The following is a 15,820-nucleotide window of genomic DNA, read 5'->3' on the forward strand; positions in this document are numbered from 1 at the left end:
AACTCAACAAATATGCCATATCTTGGACTGTCTGACGGTGACGAGGTACTACCTCCACAGGTCCCGGACGGATCGACAGTTGCATGTCCAGTTTGCGGTGAGGAGATGTCAGTGGTCCGGTCCTACAACCGCGGGAGCACGTTCGTCTCTCGGCACTTCAGTCACAAGGGCGGCGGGAAAGGAGATGGCAGCGGAGCCGGTAGTGGTGATGGTGACTGTCCAGGGGAATCCGAAATCCATCACAAGATGAAGGCCATCGCATACGCGCGCCTGGAGAACGACTACCCCGAGGCGACTATTGAACTCGAATCCAACCTCGAGGGGCGCATTCCTGACGTGCTATTGGAATTCCCCGAGCCGTGTGATCCATACGGCAAGGGAATTGCTGTTGAAGCCCAGTACCGGAATAAGGGAAAAGACAAAGAAGCAGTCGTAAGGCACTATCTGGATCGGGAGTACAGCGTTGCCTGGCTCGAGGAAGACGACTTTACGACTCACGATGTTGACCTCTCCGGCATTCTCTCGGTGTGGCCGTACACCCTCCCGGACCGATACGGGACGGAGGGGTATCCCGACGTGACGCGGTGGCTCTGGCAGGAGAAGAACCCAACTGTAGAGATTGAAGTCCCGATTCCTGCAGACTACTGGATGTCGTTCGACAAGTCGGGAGAGTGGGTTACTATCGCGGAGAAAAACATCAAGCAACGAGGAAGCGCTCGAATTTCCAGAACGCCAGACGGGCATCTAACGTTCTCACTTGGGAAGGCAAAGAGCTGGGGCGAGAGCGAGTCGCTTTCCGTACAGGTTGTTCCTAATGACGTTATGAAACTCAGGTCCTTTGCCGATGATTTGGAGCGAAAGGCGTCCGGGAAGGACCGACCGTCACCGGAAGAGTGTGATCCGGAGTGGCATGAACTCAGTAAGAGATGGTTGAAGGGGTCGCCAACCGTGACAGCATGGATTACAGCGGCACTCCCAGACCCGCGTGATGATGCCGATGTCGTGGTGACGCTGTGGAAGAAGCAGAAGGAAACGGAACGTGTGGCAATGCGAGTGGAATCGTATGCTGCAGAAAATCTACGCGATCTCGCAGATCTCCTTGACCAAGCCTTCGAGATTGAGAAAAGCTGAGGCCGCCACAACCTCGGAGGATGGATTCGATGCGTGCCTTCTATTCTCCAGAAGTAGCTGTTAAAGAGGTGCTGTCTTGCGGTTCCTAATCACCATCTCTCAGAAAACATTTCTGGGTGACATTCGCTGTAGTGAGCTACTAATCGCCAGATGAAAGCCTATCCAGCCACATCTGTCGTGAAACAAAGGCACGCATCACAACCTATCCTCCGAAACTGTGGGCCGCTTCCCCCGCCAAATTTGTATAGCGATATAGGATTTATACAATTTCGGGGCACTACAACACCTATTTTCGGTGTTCACACAGACTCCAACAGTCTGTTTGTCCCCAAAAACTATATTCTATCTGTGGGAAACACGCTATCAGCCAAAAATGCCGGGCTTAGAATTGAGAACTGACTCAGTGAGGTTTCTCTCCCCGATTCATAGCCTCGAACAGCGGACACCGTGGAGGCCAACACAGTGAGCGACGCAACGACACCAGAAATCGATCGGGACTGGGAGAACATTGACGACGTCTCGTGGACCCTCCTCGATCTCGACGAGCTCGTCGGCGCGTACTGGGCTGTCGTCGCTCCGGTGATGGAGACAGACGGGATAGATCCAAAACGAGAGAAGCCGACACACAGCTGGCTCCGCGACCACGGCTTCCGACCGCTCCTTTACGCCCTACGGGAGTATCACGACAGGACCTTCTCGGAGTTTTGGCGCGAGGACCTCGAGCTCGACGCCGTAGAATCGGGCTACGACTGGGCAACCGACCACGAACGGACGATCGAGGCACTCGAGTCCTTCCTCACGTCACGGCGAGAGCGCAAGGGCCTTGCAGACTCGTCAATCGATACCCTCCGCTACCGATTGAACCGCTATGTCGCCGCCTACGGCGAAGAGAATGACACCGATGACCTCGTGACCCCCGTTGCTCGGGATGGTGATATCCCAGCCTACAAAGCAGTCGATGCGTGTTGGGCAGCGTTCGACCGCCTGCACGAGGATCTCGACGGTGGGCAAACCAAACGCCGGATTCATCTCGCAGTTTCGAACTGGTATGCGCATCTGGTGCGTCGGAAATGGGCTGCGGTGAACCCTGCTGACGGCCTCGACGACGAGTTTGACTGGTCGAACGGCAATGACGACGATACTGATACACCATGTCTCGCCACCGAGCACGTTCGAACGCTCTACAAGGCGGTAGACGACCAGGAGGACCGCCTTCTTGTACTCGCCCTGTGTGCATGGGGTCTTCGTCCGAATGAGGTGGCTAGCCTACGAGCGCGTCAATTTGTCCTTGATGTCTCTACCGACGAAGTCCCGTATATTACGTTCGAGGAGCGGAAGAACGGGCCTGGCGAGGTGTCGCTGCTCTACGGCCTGGAAGAACTTGAGGATCGCTTCGCAACGTTCGCTGATCACGACGACTGGAACGGGTACCTGTTTCCGTCCCCACACGCCTCAGGCGGCCCAATATCCCGGTGGACGGTTTGGAATCGGTTTACACAGCTCGCTGATCAAGCGGGTCTTCCTGACGAGATTGACGGGGTATCTCCCTCGCCAAAGATGGGGCGACGCTTCTGGTATGATGCCTATTCCTCGTCACTAGACGTCGTCCTTGGAAGCCTCAACGAGATAGCGGCCGAACAAGGAAGCGCGAGTGCCGACGTCGTATTGCAAAATTACCTCTCGGATTCACGGGCCCGGAAGCTCCGTCGAGAGTATATGCGTGACCAGCTAGCTGCCGCCTTTGAGGGGGATTGAGGATATACTGAACGCCATCGTGGCCTCGTCCGTGTCTGTTATCTGGTGAATGCTTGAGTGACATAACTCAGTGAATCATATAGTCAGTGAATCAGTGAAATAGTGAATCATAGAGTCATGGAATACTTGATTCCTGGAATCCAGTAGACCATAAGGAATCGTGGAGTTAGTGAATAGTTGAAGCACTGAATCAATGAATCAGTGAATCCAAGAGATAGTGATTCAATGAATCACCCACCCTAAGAAGTGCTGAATCACTGATTCAGTAACTGCCAGTAGCAGGCCCCATTCCTCGAGGGTTCAGGCATAGCGAAGAGTCGAGAATGCACTAACTCAATGATTCATTGATTCATTGATCACCAGCAGAATAGTGGAATCAGTGTCTGTTAAAGGCGTATACCCCGAAATTCAGCGCTTTAGAAGTTCTAGAGCGGCATTGGATGTCTGACGTGGATTTATGAGTCATTGAATCAATGATCGGACTATGACTGAGTCACCTCGTGGCTGGGGCGTCACACCATCGACCGGTATTCCCACGATCGCCTTCGGCAATCAGAAAGGTGGGACTGGGAAGACAACGGCGACAATAAACAGTGCAGCGGCACTGGCCTCTCGAGACCACGATGTCCTCGCGATCGATATGGACCCACAGGCCGATATGACGAAAGGGCTGGGACTGGGTCCAGGCGACGACAACGACCCGTCAAGCCCGAAGAACGACCTTCCAAATACGCTTGCGACCGATGACGCAAACCTCCTTGACGTCCTCGTCGACAATCCGCGCACACACGACACGAAACTTTCAGAAATCGTGATCCACAACGACGATTACGAACACCTGAACTTCGATCTCGTTCCGAGCCACAAGGACATGGGGCTCGCCCGGGATTGGATGGACGATGCAAGTGCTCGTCTCTCGTTGAAAGCTGCTCTCGAGGAGTTGGTGGACGACGGCTATGACTACGATTTTATCTTGATCGACTGCCCACCAGATCTCTCGGTTCTGACGGATGCAGCGTTCATCGCGGCACAGAACGTGTTCCTGGCCGCTCAAACCCAAGCGACATCACGAGATGCCTTGAACGACCTCTGGGACCAACTGGAATCCATCGAGGACAACCAACAGATCGAGATTGCGATCGTGGGGCTGCTGGCAAACATGTATAGAGACGATGGTCAATCACAGAAGTTCTTGGAGGCATTTGACGAATCATATGCGTCTCTAGCGCCGATTTTCAAGCTACCAATGCGGGTGGCGATACAGCGCGCGTGGGACAACGGCTGCGATATTTTCGAATGGGAGGACGCGAACGACCAGCAAGTGGAGCGCGACCTCTTTCTTGAGGTTGCTGAGACAATGGAACGGGCGTTCGACAAGACGCAGGTGGAGGTGTAAGTATGCCCCGGGGAATGGACGAACGATTTGAGGATCCGTCAGAGGAAGCAGAAGACGAAGAAGTCGCGGGAGACGACGAGACGACGGAGGCGACGTCGGACACAGAGAGACAAGACCGCGAACCTGCAGCCGCCAAAGAGGAGCAATCAGGTCAGCAGAGGGGTGCTGGCTCGGCGGATACTAAATCCCCTACTGATGAGGCAACGGAAACGGATGATGAACCGTTGAACATTCGGGAGGACTGGGATTCAGCCACGATATACGTTGAGCCGGAACAGAGCGAGGACATCGAGGTTACATTCACGCGACTAAAAAAACAGTTGAAACGGGAGGACGTCACGCTTGAAAAGAACAAGCACTTCTACCGTGGGATTTTCGAGGTTGCGTTCGGCGAGCACCGAGAAGAGACGAAAGAGAAGATTCGTGAGCTGGCAATGAAAGACACCGATCAATGAATCAGTGATTCACTGAAATTCGGATATTGTGTGGTCAAGAGCCAAAAGGCCTCGTCGACAATCATGTATAGAGTCAAGTTATTTACACAGATAGTACGAACGCTCTCGTAATAGATGGCTACCATCAACGTCGACAAATTAGAGCTAACCCAGGAACATCAGGTTGCTCTCACGGCGGTCATCTGGGGATGGTTTCTTCGAACTCATCACCCGTACCTTTGGCAAACGGTCAATCTGGCCTTCGATTCAGCGGAGGCGACCAAAGAGTGGGCAATGAAGTTGCCAACCAAACTCATTGAGGCATACCTCCTGAACGAAGCCCTCAAAAGACTCCCAGATATCCAATTGTGAAACACACAGAGGGTTCACAGCAAACAGCGATAGAGATGAGGTATATCAACTCTTCCGAGCTTTTACAGATCGGATTTGACTGACTCTTAGCAACCAAAGAGGCTACTAATTCCGGCAGCTATCAGGTACTCACGCCTGGGAAATCATTCGATATCAAGGCTGATCGTTCCCTGCCGAACGTTCCGCTCAAATTCGCGTAGGGGGATCAACTCCCGAAGGTCGGCTTTCGACTCTATAACTATATCCTGCTGTAGCGTCGCATTAGCCACACGGTTGTCCGACTCAGGGACGTAGACCAATCGGAGGACATAATCCCGGCCGGGTGTCGTTACGAACTTCAGGCATTGTTGATACTCGTTGGTGGTAAGCCGAATACTGTAGGGAGGATCACGCCCAACAGCCTTGACTTCGATCGGGGAGGAAGCGAGTTCGCGGTCGGCCGTCTCGTCCTGTGGCGTTGGGCCCAGTGGATCGATCATATCGAAGCCGGGTCCGCCCTCCTGCGACACATCGAGCATTCGGAAAAGGGGAGAATCGTCAAGTGACCCCTGTTCGAGGTCAGTCCGCCAGCTCAAGAACCGTGCCTCGATATCGTCAGCGGTCAAGCCCGACTCTAACAGGTCGAGAATCTGTTCCCCCCAGACATTGCTCTTGTGCCAAGCGTAGTCGCATTCGCTTTGCTCGTCGTGAAGACTGTACATGTGCTTGACGAACCTGTCGTAGTGCGTTTCTGGGTCACGTTTAATCCACTCCGTCAGATCGTCGAGGATCTTTATCGCTGTCGCGATTTCAGCGTCTTCGCCACGCCCCTTAGTCGGATAGCCGCTGCTATCTTGATGCACACTCCCCGACACACTTTGGCCCTTCTCCTGAATCGACGACTTCTGTGAGGATCCGCCAGACGATGACGACGTCTGAAGGATTGAGAAGTCACGCTCTGCGTCTTTCGACACATCGCCAGCCCGACTCATCGAATCTGCTCGGAACTCACGATCGGTTTTGGTTTGGAGTGACCCCGTTCGGATGTACTCCTCCAGAAACGCGGGGAGGTCATCATTACTGGCTTCACTCTGGATTCGATCCAACCATGCCGATAGTCCATCTTCGAAGCTCGCCGGACTGACCTCTATCCATCGGGTATCAGTGCTGGTATCAGTTTGGATCTCAGCCGGCACCACGTCCTGCCACTGGACATTGGCAGTGACTGAATCTAGCTCCGTCTTCCAGTCGATTGGGTCCGCAGAAGCAATAGAGAGGGAGTCATTGACCTCTGAGACTTCAGCCAACCGTCGAGCTGTAGTCCGATCAATATCGGCAGTGAGATCCGCTGGGAGGAATCGTTCGTTGGTGACCCACCATTTGATGACGAGTCCGACTCGATCTCGCTCAAAGAACTGTAAAAGCGACCGCCAGTCGCGGTCCGACGTATCTACGTAGAGTCCCTCAACCAGTCTTCGGTAGGGGTCCGGCAGGCTCTGGACAGTCCGAACGTATTCAACGATCGGTTCGGGGCTATTATTGGAGTGGTTGATGTTGAACACAGCTTCGAGTCCACCGACAATTCGTGCATCACTCTCTCGGCTCTCTAGTGCCTGAACGATGGTCTCGAGATCGGGGAGTGACAGATCTCCAGGCGCGATGTTTTCGACGAGGTCACTCGATGCTCGCACCCGCTGTCGGACCGAGTGCTCGAAGTCACTCTCTAAGTGGCTCCGGACCTCTTCAATGGGGAAGGTGTCCTTCTTGAGCCGTTTGATCAGGTCCGCTTTGTCCTCCGTGAGATCAAGAATGGATTCGAAGTCATTACGTGCACGGTAATTCTCGGTCACGAGCGCGAATCCCATTCCCAGTTCAGGAACGATACCACATCGTTTCAGCTCGGGCCACGATAGCTCGCTCAGGTCACTAGCAGAGGAGATCTCGTCGATGCCTCCCAAATTCAGTACGAGCCCTTTGGTCTCCTCGCTGTCTCCTCCCTCCTGCAAGTAGTACGTTCCCGATCCGGTTTTCGAGAGGGGGTTGGTCGTCTCATCCGGGAGCGACTTAACGACTGCAAGATTTTCGATTGCTATCCCGAGTTCCGTCCGACTTTCATCAATCGAGTCCTGCGTTTCGAGTTCCTGAATCGCGATCAGTAAATCGAGCCGGTTCTGAAGTTCACGACGGATATTCCGCAAACATGCATTGAGTCCATCCACGTCGCACTGTCGTGTCTTGAACTGGTCCGCATCAAGTGTAGGGTCCGGTGCCTTGACTAACCCGACACCGAGGATCGTCGTGAACTCGTCGAAGCCTCTGTGTTCCTGGCGTCTGAGCTCGTATACCCGCTTCGAGTATACGTCACTGTCTGGATCAGTTAGAGCCCGTTTTTCCCAGGGCGTCGGGGTGGACGAGAGATACTTGACTAAGGCATCGCGGTCGTCGCCCGCAATCCAGTTGATCGGAGCACTGAACCACGCCGTTCCCCGACGGAGCGGAAGATGAGTAAGCATGGGGAGGTCGACATCCTCCCAGGAATCAGCGTCGGAGTGCTCGTCGACATATTCGAGGATCGGTTCGAAGAGTTTCGTCCGAGCACTATCCCAGTATCTCTGATTCGGGATATCCAATTGCGTGGGTGCATCGTCGTCGAGTCCAGTAGGGGCGTCGGCGAACGCTTCCTGCACTTGCTGGAGTTTCTGTGCTGCCTGGGAGGCGTTCAACTCTCCCAATCGTTTCACGCCCAGATCTTCCAGCAAGGCTTCGTCAGGAACCCGATCGCTATCGGGATCGATGTACGGGAAGAGCCGCCAGCCTAGCGCTTGGTCTGCCCCCCTGATGATGGCGCTGTCTAGGGTATCACTGTCCCAGCCGCGGTTTGCAGAGTCCGCGGAGTCTGACAACTGGAGGATCTCGCTCCAGATTGGTTGGGTTCGGAGTTGCCAGTTAGCAAGTGTCGGAATCGTGCGTTCCTTCTGGTGGGAACACCCCTTTCCGCCCTGACAGTACCAGTACGTCCGCAGAAGCCCCGATTGATAGGCTTCAGGGTGGTCCAGCAACGCGTCGAGTACTGCGTCCGGATGAGATGCTATCCACTCAAGTCCATCGTCGGTGAACCAGACCCATGTGGCCACGTACGAGCCGCTGCTGCCTGCCGTGGAGACCGGATCGACGTTACAGGTCTTGTTGTGATCGATGACGGCACGGGTCTGGTATCGACCGTTCGTGATCCAGGCCTTGTACTCATCACGCCCTTCGAGAGCCGTGGCCAGTGTCTCATGAAGTTCCCGCCCGACATCTGTCGGAATCTTCTCTCGCTCCCACTCGGTGGGCCACCAGTGGGGGTTCTCTCCGGTATCGCCGGTCGTATCGTAATCCATGTCGGGATCCGGGTGGAGGCGGCGATCCAGCAACCAGCCGTACCGGAGTCCGGGTAGACGGCTCGAACCTAGCAACGAAAGGACTCTGGCGACGTTCCCGACAGGCACGTCTTGATCAGCTAGTAAGGTGTCTATCTTCCCATTCACCAGTGCGTCAGGCTCAGGAAGCCAGCAGTCCGTCGGTGGAGTGGTACAGCTGTCAGGCACAGAGCCGGTTTCGGCAGTATCGGCGTCCGTAGCCCGCGCTCGTTCTCGTATTGCAGCCCACATTGGCGAGAGGGCAATGTCAGCGATACACTCGCTCTTGCCGTCAATTTCGAGATCGATTCCTCGGAGGTTCGTCCGCAATCGTTCGTCACGCCTGTCTTGCCCACTGCTTCGGACTTTCTCGAAAAGATTGTCAGTATCGAGGAAGGCCAGTTCGCCCGAATTCAGCGTCTCCGCGCGGTTTTCGTTGTAGCAGGTCACTAGATCGGCAAGTCCAGCTATCTCCGCTTCTCCAACACGTGCATCTTCCCTGTCCGGTAGCGGTTCTAAGAGAGATTTGTACAGTTCTGCGGGGCTATCACCCTTTCGCACGCCCCAAGCTTGACCAGCGTTTGCCAGTGTGTTACGGGTGTCCCCATTGGTAGACTCCGGATCCAGGAAGTAAACGTCAAAATCGCCGTATTCAGGCGGGAAACTGTAGTCACGCGATTCAGTCTCGTAATCCCAAATGACCGTCCGGGAGGATCGTCGGCCACTCTCCCACACCCCTCCCTCTCCCTTGCGACGGGATTCTGTGGCGACGAGCTGTGAATTATCGTCACTTTCAGCCAAGCACGGGAGGAGGTATACACCGTCGAGGCGCTGTTCGTTCTCGTCGTTGCGCAGAATCGCCTCCATGTCCGTGTCACTCTCCTCTCGATAGTCCTCAAGGACGCGAACCGTTCCGTAGAACAATCGCCGTGCATCCGAGGCAGTGACAGTCACGACATCGTCTCCCCACTGTTCCGCGTCGAGGTGCACAGCGAGCCAGTCTACCCACGCTTCGAACTCTGACTCGGGTGAGGGGTGGTCCAGCAGTTCCCCAATACGCGTATTCCAATCGGAGACGCTGTCGAGTGCCTCTGTCAGAGCCTGTAAGGATGTCCGCGTTGGGAGGGATCTCGTCTCTGTACCCTCCCCCGTGGGGTTATTGGGGTGGCGTGACGCCAGGCTCGCTCTAATGGTGGCAGCTGACTGGACTCCCTTCCTGACCGTGTTTGACGTCCCAATGAAAACATCCGTCGGCAAGACAGGGGAAGTTCCAGTGGAGATACAGGCTGAATCCGAGAGTCCGTCATAGATCCGAGCTTTACAATACGCCAGTAGTTCCGGAGCATCAATGGGATCCGATGGAGGCTCCGATTCGGGTGGCTCCGGTGGGAGTAACAGCCAGGGGTAGACCTCCCACCATGGGCTCTCCGGAGACAGTTCTGCCGTTGTCTCCCCAATGTACCTGATGAGGTCGCTTCCCTTCTCGAGTACCTGGTGGTTCTTCTCGTCGTCACTGAAATCCTGCCTGTTTGTCGCCACCCGAAAGCGACCGTGGAGACAAAACGGAAACCGCCCCTCGCTAGTGGCATCAATTGGATAGTAGAGATGCAGTGGATACTCGATTCGTCGATCGAGATCGGCGTCTGGTGTCGGTTCACTCGATAACGGGGTCTCCACGGCATCTGCGAGGACAGGCAACTCCGGCGTCCGGTCGACAAGCACGCTGACGTGCGTTTCCGGGGCGTTCTGGTGTTCGAACTCGTCGAAGCACCGGTAAGTCGGCGATTCACCTTTGATCCGGGCTTCGACGAAGACTCGCTCGTAGCTTAGCATCTCATGGGGAACGGATTTACTCGCGTCCCGGCGGATAGACCAGTGTTCCGCCGCTTCGACGCGGTCGTCATCCCCAATATTTTCAATGTAGAAGTCATCGATCCCTTGGAAGTGGATCAACGTCTCGACATCGAGCGACGACGACCGTTCGCTATGGATGGAGAGCGTCTCCCAGACGGATTCGCGGTCGCCTCGGGGCTTTTCATCGAGGCCTTTCTCGGGCTCGATCCCCAACTCAGCGAGGAGATCACGCCAATGGTCGTCCCGAAACTCGATGAACAGCGCCGTCGTAAATGATTCTGCGGGCGGGTCGTCGAACACCTCGAAATCAGACTCGCTATTGGAGACGAGGCTTCGACAGCGGCGGGCGAGTTCACTGTCGGCCGTGTTCGGATCGAGCGCTACTGGATACCAAAATAACGGGATGCCACCGACGACATCTGGGACGTCCCGTTTCTCAATCGTGTTCGGCTCAGGGAAAAGTTCAGTGTCGATGTTCCCCTCGAAGGAATCGTGGAAGTTTGATTTTAGCTCTCGCGTGTCGACCGACCGGCCACAGTAGCGGGCGATAGCAGCAGATAGATAGGATCGACTATATCTGACGCGAAGCGGTTCGGCCAGTTTGTCGACATTCGACCAGACCTCAAAGGTGTCTCCGATGGAGAGTATCGACTTGAGACCAACGCCGATATGGCCGACAGTGTTCGTCGTCGGCCCTAGTTCCTCGTCGTCGTCAGTCTTGTTCGATTCGCCGACCATGCGGACGGCCCGTTCGACATCGTCGTCCAGAAGATCGAACGAGTCCCCAGTATTTGCGACGACGAGTCCTTCGTCGTGGACACCAATATAGATCTCGCCGGCGAGAGAGTCATCGGCTTGATCCTTGGCGGCGACGATCTCATCACGGGCATTTTGAATGAGCTCGAGGAGTTCCCGTCCCGTGTGGTTTTCGGCTAAGAGACGTTCGGTATTGCCGTTGTTTTTCAGCTTGTCGACATCGTCACCCGCCTCGGTTGTGATCGTTGCCGCTTCGGAGGTGAGTTTCTCATACCAGGTTGCATATTCATTGATCGCCTCCACTCGCCCCTCGGAAACATCCATATCCCACTCGTATCGGGTACGCATCAAAAAAACTGTGAGGGAACTTCATCAATGGACCATCGATTAATTTCAAAGACGCGCTCAGAAGTTCTTCAAATATCGGTTTCTGGAAATGTCTGAAAATATGATTCGCGATGCTCGCGTTCTCGTGGCTAGGTTCGTTCCTCGCGATCCTGAACATCATCACGAACGACTAACCTGCGGACACTGCTATCGTCACCGAGTCTAGCGGGGCCGGTAAGACCTGTATCCCAACATTCGTGACTGAACACCTTCGTGGAGAGATCCTCAACGTCAAAACCACCTACGTCAACTGCTGGCGTAACTACACCAAATTTCGAGGGCGATGGTATCCATACATACCTGAGCTCTGAAATCGAAGTTGTCAAAATGGATGCTCAGGCGCGTTCGGTATCCAGTCAGAGAACCGTTTTCATTTCCTCCGACCAGGAACGAACAAGTTGTGCACCGAACTGGTCGTAAGTAGTAGAGCGTTTTGTTGGTAATTCGACGACGGAGAGTGTCCCTGCATCCTGTACTGTATATGTGGTAGATAACTCCTCATCTTGTTCGGGGAAGATTAGCAGTCCAGGGACAGAGTATGTCGATTGATAGGCGACAAGTTGATATACGTCATTATTGCTCACTTTGCTCGGGGTTTTCCACTTCGCGTCGGCGACTAAAACCACATTGTCACTCGTATCACGAACGAGTACGTCCGGTCGCATCGTAATCGGTGGATCACCGCCAGAAACGACACCGGAGATTGAAGCCTGAGTTTCGACGGTCCACCCTGATCTATCGGCGACCGCTTCAGTGACGACTCGTTCGACCACATCCTCAAACACCTCGTTCATGTCTACGAGCAGTGCGAATGAATCGCGCCCACCAGTCCGGAGATTTTCGACGAAAACGCTTTCGAGTATCAGACGGGTGAGTCGAAGCAGATCGGCATAGTGTTCGTTGAGATGCGTCACCTCGATGTCGTCCAACTCAGCAGCACGAACGTGACGGAGGCTGACCTTCCGTTGGAGCCGTTGCCGGTAGCGAGACAGTTCATTTTGGACGGACGAATCCTCAACGAACCACGAAAGAACCGTTGTGGCGTAAAGGACGGCCTGATTAGTCGTCGTGTCGATGGTGAGTTCGTCGTACTCACATTCAAACTGAGTTGCGCCGACTGGATGGCGTTGGATTTGCTGCTGTACGTCAAGGCGACCACGCAGATATCGCTCTGTACTGTTCTTGGATTGGTACTCGCGGTGGAGACCGCGAGTGAGAACGGAATCAAGTTCAGTGGCGTAGAGCGCTCCGAGAACGTCTAAGAACGTGTCGCCCTCTGTCAGTCTCGTACGACGGTCATACGTTGTTGCGTCGAGTCCTTGCGCGTACTGGAGCAACGACAGGAGATTCTTCCCGGCCGCCTTAGGTTGGATCTCTATAGTCGGACCGTCTGGCAACGAGACGATCCCGACATACTGGGTGCTTCGGAGTATGGGAGGTCCCTCTCGTCGGTAATCGACGGCTAATCGGGATGACTCGAGTTCGTCAGTGAGAAAATCATGTGCTACATCGGAGAGATCATCATCCAACTGTACGGAGCTATGTTCTGACAAGACAACATCGGGATCGCGACCGAACTGGGAGAGTCGTCGGTCACCGACCGATCGCTCTGCTACGGACGACCGTTCTGTCGAGCCGCCATCGGCCGTCGAATGCGTGTTGTTCATTGGTCTTCTGCCCTGAAGATCAGACTGATTCAGAGTCGTCCAACACCGCTTCTCGAAGTTGGTAGAGGTTCTGGCCGTCGTATTCGGGATGTATCCAGTGGTCTGCTTGACCGATAATATCTATCTCATTATCCGATATTTCCTCGAGGACTGCTTCCGCTGCCGCTGAAAGTGAATATCGATTGCCGTCGTGCCGCCAACGAATCTCCCCCGTCGACTCTGTTTCCTCAATCACTTCGCATTGCCAAAATTCATTAGGTCGACTATCTATCGCTTGTTCCACTGTTTCCGTCTCGATGCTAGTACCGTTACGAAGTCGGCCTCGGTTGATTTCGAGAACATTGCCCGGTTCGAGGACGCCCGAATCAGTGAGAACGTCAACCGTCCGACCCGCTCCTTGATCTTCAGGGTTCACAGAATTAGAGTCAACGACTTCGCCAGTGTATCCAGTCAGTGAGGTAAGCGCACCTCGAAGATCGGATTCGTTAAAGTCCGCAACTTGTCGGTGTTCCGCGTCAAGCAAGTCATCCCCGTCTCCCGCAAAGACCTCCTGTTGGAGGCGATCAAACTGCCCGAAGAAGTACTCCTCCAAGAGTGGAAGTATTTCGTACTTCCACGTGTCGACCAGCGACTGGACGTTGGACGACACGTCGTCGGCCGTAGCACAGTTCCAGAGGTACGAGTGTCCGATCTGTTTCCCCTTACCGAGCTCGGCGCGATCAAGAATCCGTGAGTTGATGATCTCGAGAGCTTCGATTGAGAGCGCGAGCAGGACGCGATCACGAGATGATCCCGCCTCAGCGATTTCGCTGACTGTATCACGGTCGTCGAAGTCGTGCCGAGTGGCGAGCGCCTCGTAATCTGGTGGAAAGTACATGAACCGGAAGCGACGTCGAAGTGCAGCGTCGACGAGTGCGATCGACCGATCGGCAGTGTTCATTGTGCCGATAACATAGAGATTCGGCGGAACTACGAACGGATCGCCCGAATGGGCGAGGGTCACCTCTAATTCGTTGGGAGCGTCAAGTCGTTTGTCAGTCTCGAGTTGCGTGATGGTCTCACCAAAGATCTGAGCGAGGTTACCACGATTGATCTCGTCTATCACCAGGACAAACCGGGGCGGGGGTTCGTCACCAGCGTTCTCATAGGACTCTTTTGCGTCCTCAGCGATATCCTTGAAGATGCCAGCGTCCATCCCATACTCGACCATGCCCTCGTCGGTTGCATCGGCTGAGAGGCCTTCCAGGAAATCTTCGTAGGCAAACGATGGATGGAACGTGACCGCACGGAACTGTTCGACATCCTCATCGGCAGACGGTCCCTCGCTGGTCCACCACTTGGCGAATTTTTCAGCTTGGTAGGTCTTCCCCGTTCCCGGTGGACCGTAAAACACGAGTTGGCCGTTTTGTTCAAGCTGCCGGGCGAACGTTTCCGCGTCTTTCGGGGGTTCGAGATCGTCCCCCGGTGGATCTTTAGGTCCAGGGTCTTCTTGGAGTTCGTTGAGGACCATATAGCCACCTTTGACCGCACGGAGTTTTTCGAGTACACCGTCGATGGAAACGGATTCCGACGAGTCCTGTTTGGTAACGTCGCGGTCCTGTTTCCACTCACCGTTGTCGTCACGCAGATTGCTTCCAACGTGGAGACCGTAGCTCAGATGGGACGGCTCGATACCGAGATAGAGCTGATACTCGTCTTTATAATCCTCCTCCCCAGGATATAGTGCAATCCACGAGAACTGTGTGAGCTGGTTGCGAGGTTCGACGAAATTGCAGGTATGCCGTGAATGGCTCTCGATATCGAGTTCGTCCCGAAGGTAGTTGGTGAGTCTGTCAAGATATCCATTAATTCGGAGTTTAGCGTAGTCGTAGTAGAGTTGCCCGAGTACAGAGTACGGAGAGTAGCCAGTCATAATCGCCGTATCGTGTTTCTCGTTTTCCTCCTGGCAGAGGTCGTGAAATTGACTGGTTGAGAGTTCTTCTCCGGAAAGAAATGCATCTGCAACACGGCGCCGAATTGCTCTGATTTTTGCGTGGCCCTCGTATTGGGCTCGCTTCACGTCCAGATACTCGTCGGGGAGATCCTCTATCGCATCCAAGAAATCTTGGAGTGGATCGTCAGGGTCTTCCTCAGCATTGTCAGGGTCGAATTCAGCCAAGTACTTGGAGTACGACGAGAGAAATTGGAGTAGAAACTCCGCTAGTTCCGGAAGCGTCTCGTCTGCTGTAAGTGCCTCGGCGAATCGCTTGACATCCGTCTCTGTAACTTCGGTATCATACTGGTTATGAAGGGATTCGGATATCTTCTCACAGCAGTTAAGATAGAACTCCCGCTTTTGATCCTCGTTGAGATCTGTCAGCGAGTTCGTAGCATCCGTGTTGAGAGTAGAATAGACGTCATCAGGAGAGTCGTACACCCGTGCAGGACTCCAATCGCAGAATAAATCGAGAAGGGCTTTGAGTGCTTCTTCATCGAATTCGGACACCTCTGATTCGGAGGGCAGTTCGAGATGAGAATACGCCCGCTGGAGAGCCCACGTATCAAAGAAATGCCCGTCGACACGGAGTGTGGTATATCGATAGGTGCTCATATTATCGCCTATTGAGGGGATACTGAATAGTTTTTTATAATGAATAAGACAGTACTTAGGTATTCAAGATGGGCGTGTCGTATACTACCGTGATCCGACAA

General features: G+C 54.3%; 8 protein-coding genes and 1 pseudogene. 6 read left to right on the top strand and 3 right to left on the bottom strand.

What is annotated here, in order from left to right; genetic code table 11:
* Positions 1 to 105: 105 nt before the first annotated feature.
* The 5 genes from WDJ58_RS26005 to WDJ58_RS26025 all read left to right on the top strand — a co-directional run bounded on the left by WDJ58_RS26005 (position 106) and on the right by WDJ58_RS26025 (position 5,088).
* Positions 106 to 1,131, top strand: a complete 1,026-nt coding sequence (locus WDJ58_RS26005) for a hypothetical protein (protein WP_338918468.1) — start codon at positions 106 to 108, stop codon at positions 1,129 to 1,131.
* Positions 1,132 to 1,593: 462 nt separating this feature from the next.
* Positions 1,594 to 2,886, top strand: coding sequence for a tyrosine-type recombinase/integrase (locus WDJ58_RS26010; RefSeq protein WP_338918470.1), 1,293 nt, complete (start codon positions 1,594 to 1,596; stop codon positions 2,884 to 2,886).
* A gap of 484 nt (positions 2,887 to 3,370) precedes the next feature.
* Positions 3,371 to 4,282: a ParA family protein gene (locus tag WDJ58_RS26015; protein WP_338918471.1), complete on the top strand. Its 912-nt coding sequence runs from the start codon at positions 3,371 to 3,373 to the stop codon at positions 4,280 to 4,282.
* A 14-nt stretch (positions 4,283 to 4,296) separates the two neighbouring features.
* Positions 4,297 to 4,737, top strand: coding sequence for a hypothetical protein (locus WDJ58_RS26020; protein WP_338918498.1), 441 nt, complete (start codon positions 4,297 to 4,299; stop codon positions 4,735 to 4,737).
* 114 nt (positions 4,738 to 4,851) lie between these two features.
* Entirely contained in the window at positions 4,852 to 5,088 is a 237-nt protein-coding gene (locus WDJ58_RS26025; protein WP_338918472.1) for a hypothetical protein, read from the top strand.
* A gap of 143 nt (positions 5,089 to 5,231) precedes the next feature.
* Here the strand turns inward: WDJ58_RS26025 and WDJ58_RS26030 are convergent, their stop codons facing one another.
* Positions 5,232 to 11,399, bottom strand: a complete 6,168-nt coding sequence (locus WDJ58_RS26030; RefSeq protein WP_338918473.1) for a hypothetical protein — start codon at positions 11,397 to 11,399, stop codon at positions 5,232 to 5,234.
* 124 nt (positions 11,400 to 11,523) lie between these two features.
* Between WDJ58_RS26030 and WDJ58_RS26035 the strand changes: the two are divergent.
* A pseudogene (locus WDJ58_RS26035) lies at positions 11,524 to 11,740 on the top strand (AAA family ATPase); the annotation flags it as partial.
* A 78-nt stretch (positions 11,741 to 11,818) separates the two neighbouring features.
* Here WDJ58_RS26035 and WDJ58_RS26040 read toward each other — a convergent pair.
* Together WDJ58_RS26040 and WDJ58_RS26045 are read right to left on the bottom strand one after the other, a co-directional pair.
* The gene (locus tag WDJ58_RS26040) at positions 11,819 to 13,129 is read right to left on the bottom strand and encodes an McrC family protein (protein ID WP_338918474.1); all 1,311 of its coding nucleotides are present in this window, start codon (positions 13,127 to 13,129) and stop codon (positions 11,819 to 11,821) included.
* Between the two features lie 19 nt (positions 13,130 to 13,148).
* Complete coding sequence (locus WDJ58_RS26045; RefSeq protein ID WP_338918476.1) at positions 13,149 to 15,719, bottom strand: McrB family protein; 2,571 nt, start codon at positions 15,717 to 15,719, stop codon at positions 13,149 to 13,151.
* Positions 15,720 to 15,820: the final 101 nt, after the last annotated feature.

The organism is Salinirubellus litoreus (assembly GCF_037335815.1).
In the GTDB taxonomy this organism is placed as follows: Archaea; Halobacteriota; Halobacteria; order Halobacteriales; family Haloarculaceae; genus Salinirubellus; species Salinirubellus litoreus.

Excerpts from the sequence above, each read along its gene's own strand:
- WDJ58_RS26005 (WP_338918468.1), top strand. The coding sequence starts at position 106 with ATGTCAGTGGTCCGGTCCTACAACCGCGGGAGCACGTTCGTCTCTCGG.
- WDJ58_RS26015 (WP_338918471.1), top strand. The coding sequence starts at position 3,371 with ATGACTGAGTCACCTCGTGGCTGGGGCGTCACACCATCGACCGGTATT.
- WDJ58_RS26020 (WP_338918498.1), top strand. The coding sequence starts at position 4,297 with ATGGACGAACGATTTGAGGATCCGTCAGAGGAAGCAGAAGACGAAGAA.
- WDJ58_RS26025 (WP_338918472.1), top strand. The coding sequence starts at position 4,852 with ATGGCTACCATCAACGTCGACAAATTAGAGCTAACCCAGGAACATCAG.
- WDJ58_RS26030 (WP_338918473.1), bottom strand. The coding sequence starts at position 11,399 with ATGGATGTTTCCGAGGGGCGAGTGGAGGCGATCAATGAATATGCAACC.
- WDJ58_RS26040 (WP_338918474.1), bottom strand. The coding sequence starts at position 13,129 with ATGAACAACACGCATTCGACGGCCGATGGCGGCTCGACAGAACGGTCG.
- WDJ58_RS26045 (WP_338918476.1), bottom strand. The coding sequence starts at position 15,719 with ATGAGCACCTATCGATATACCACACTCCGTGTCGACGGGCATTTCTTT.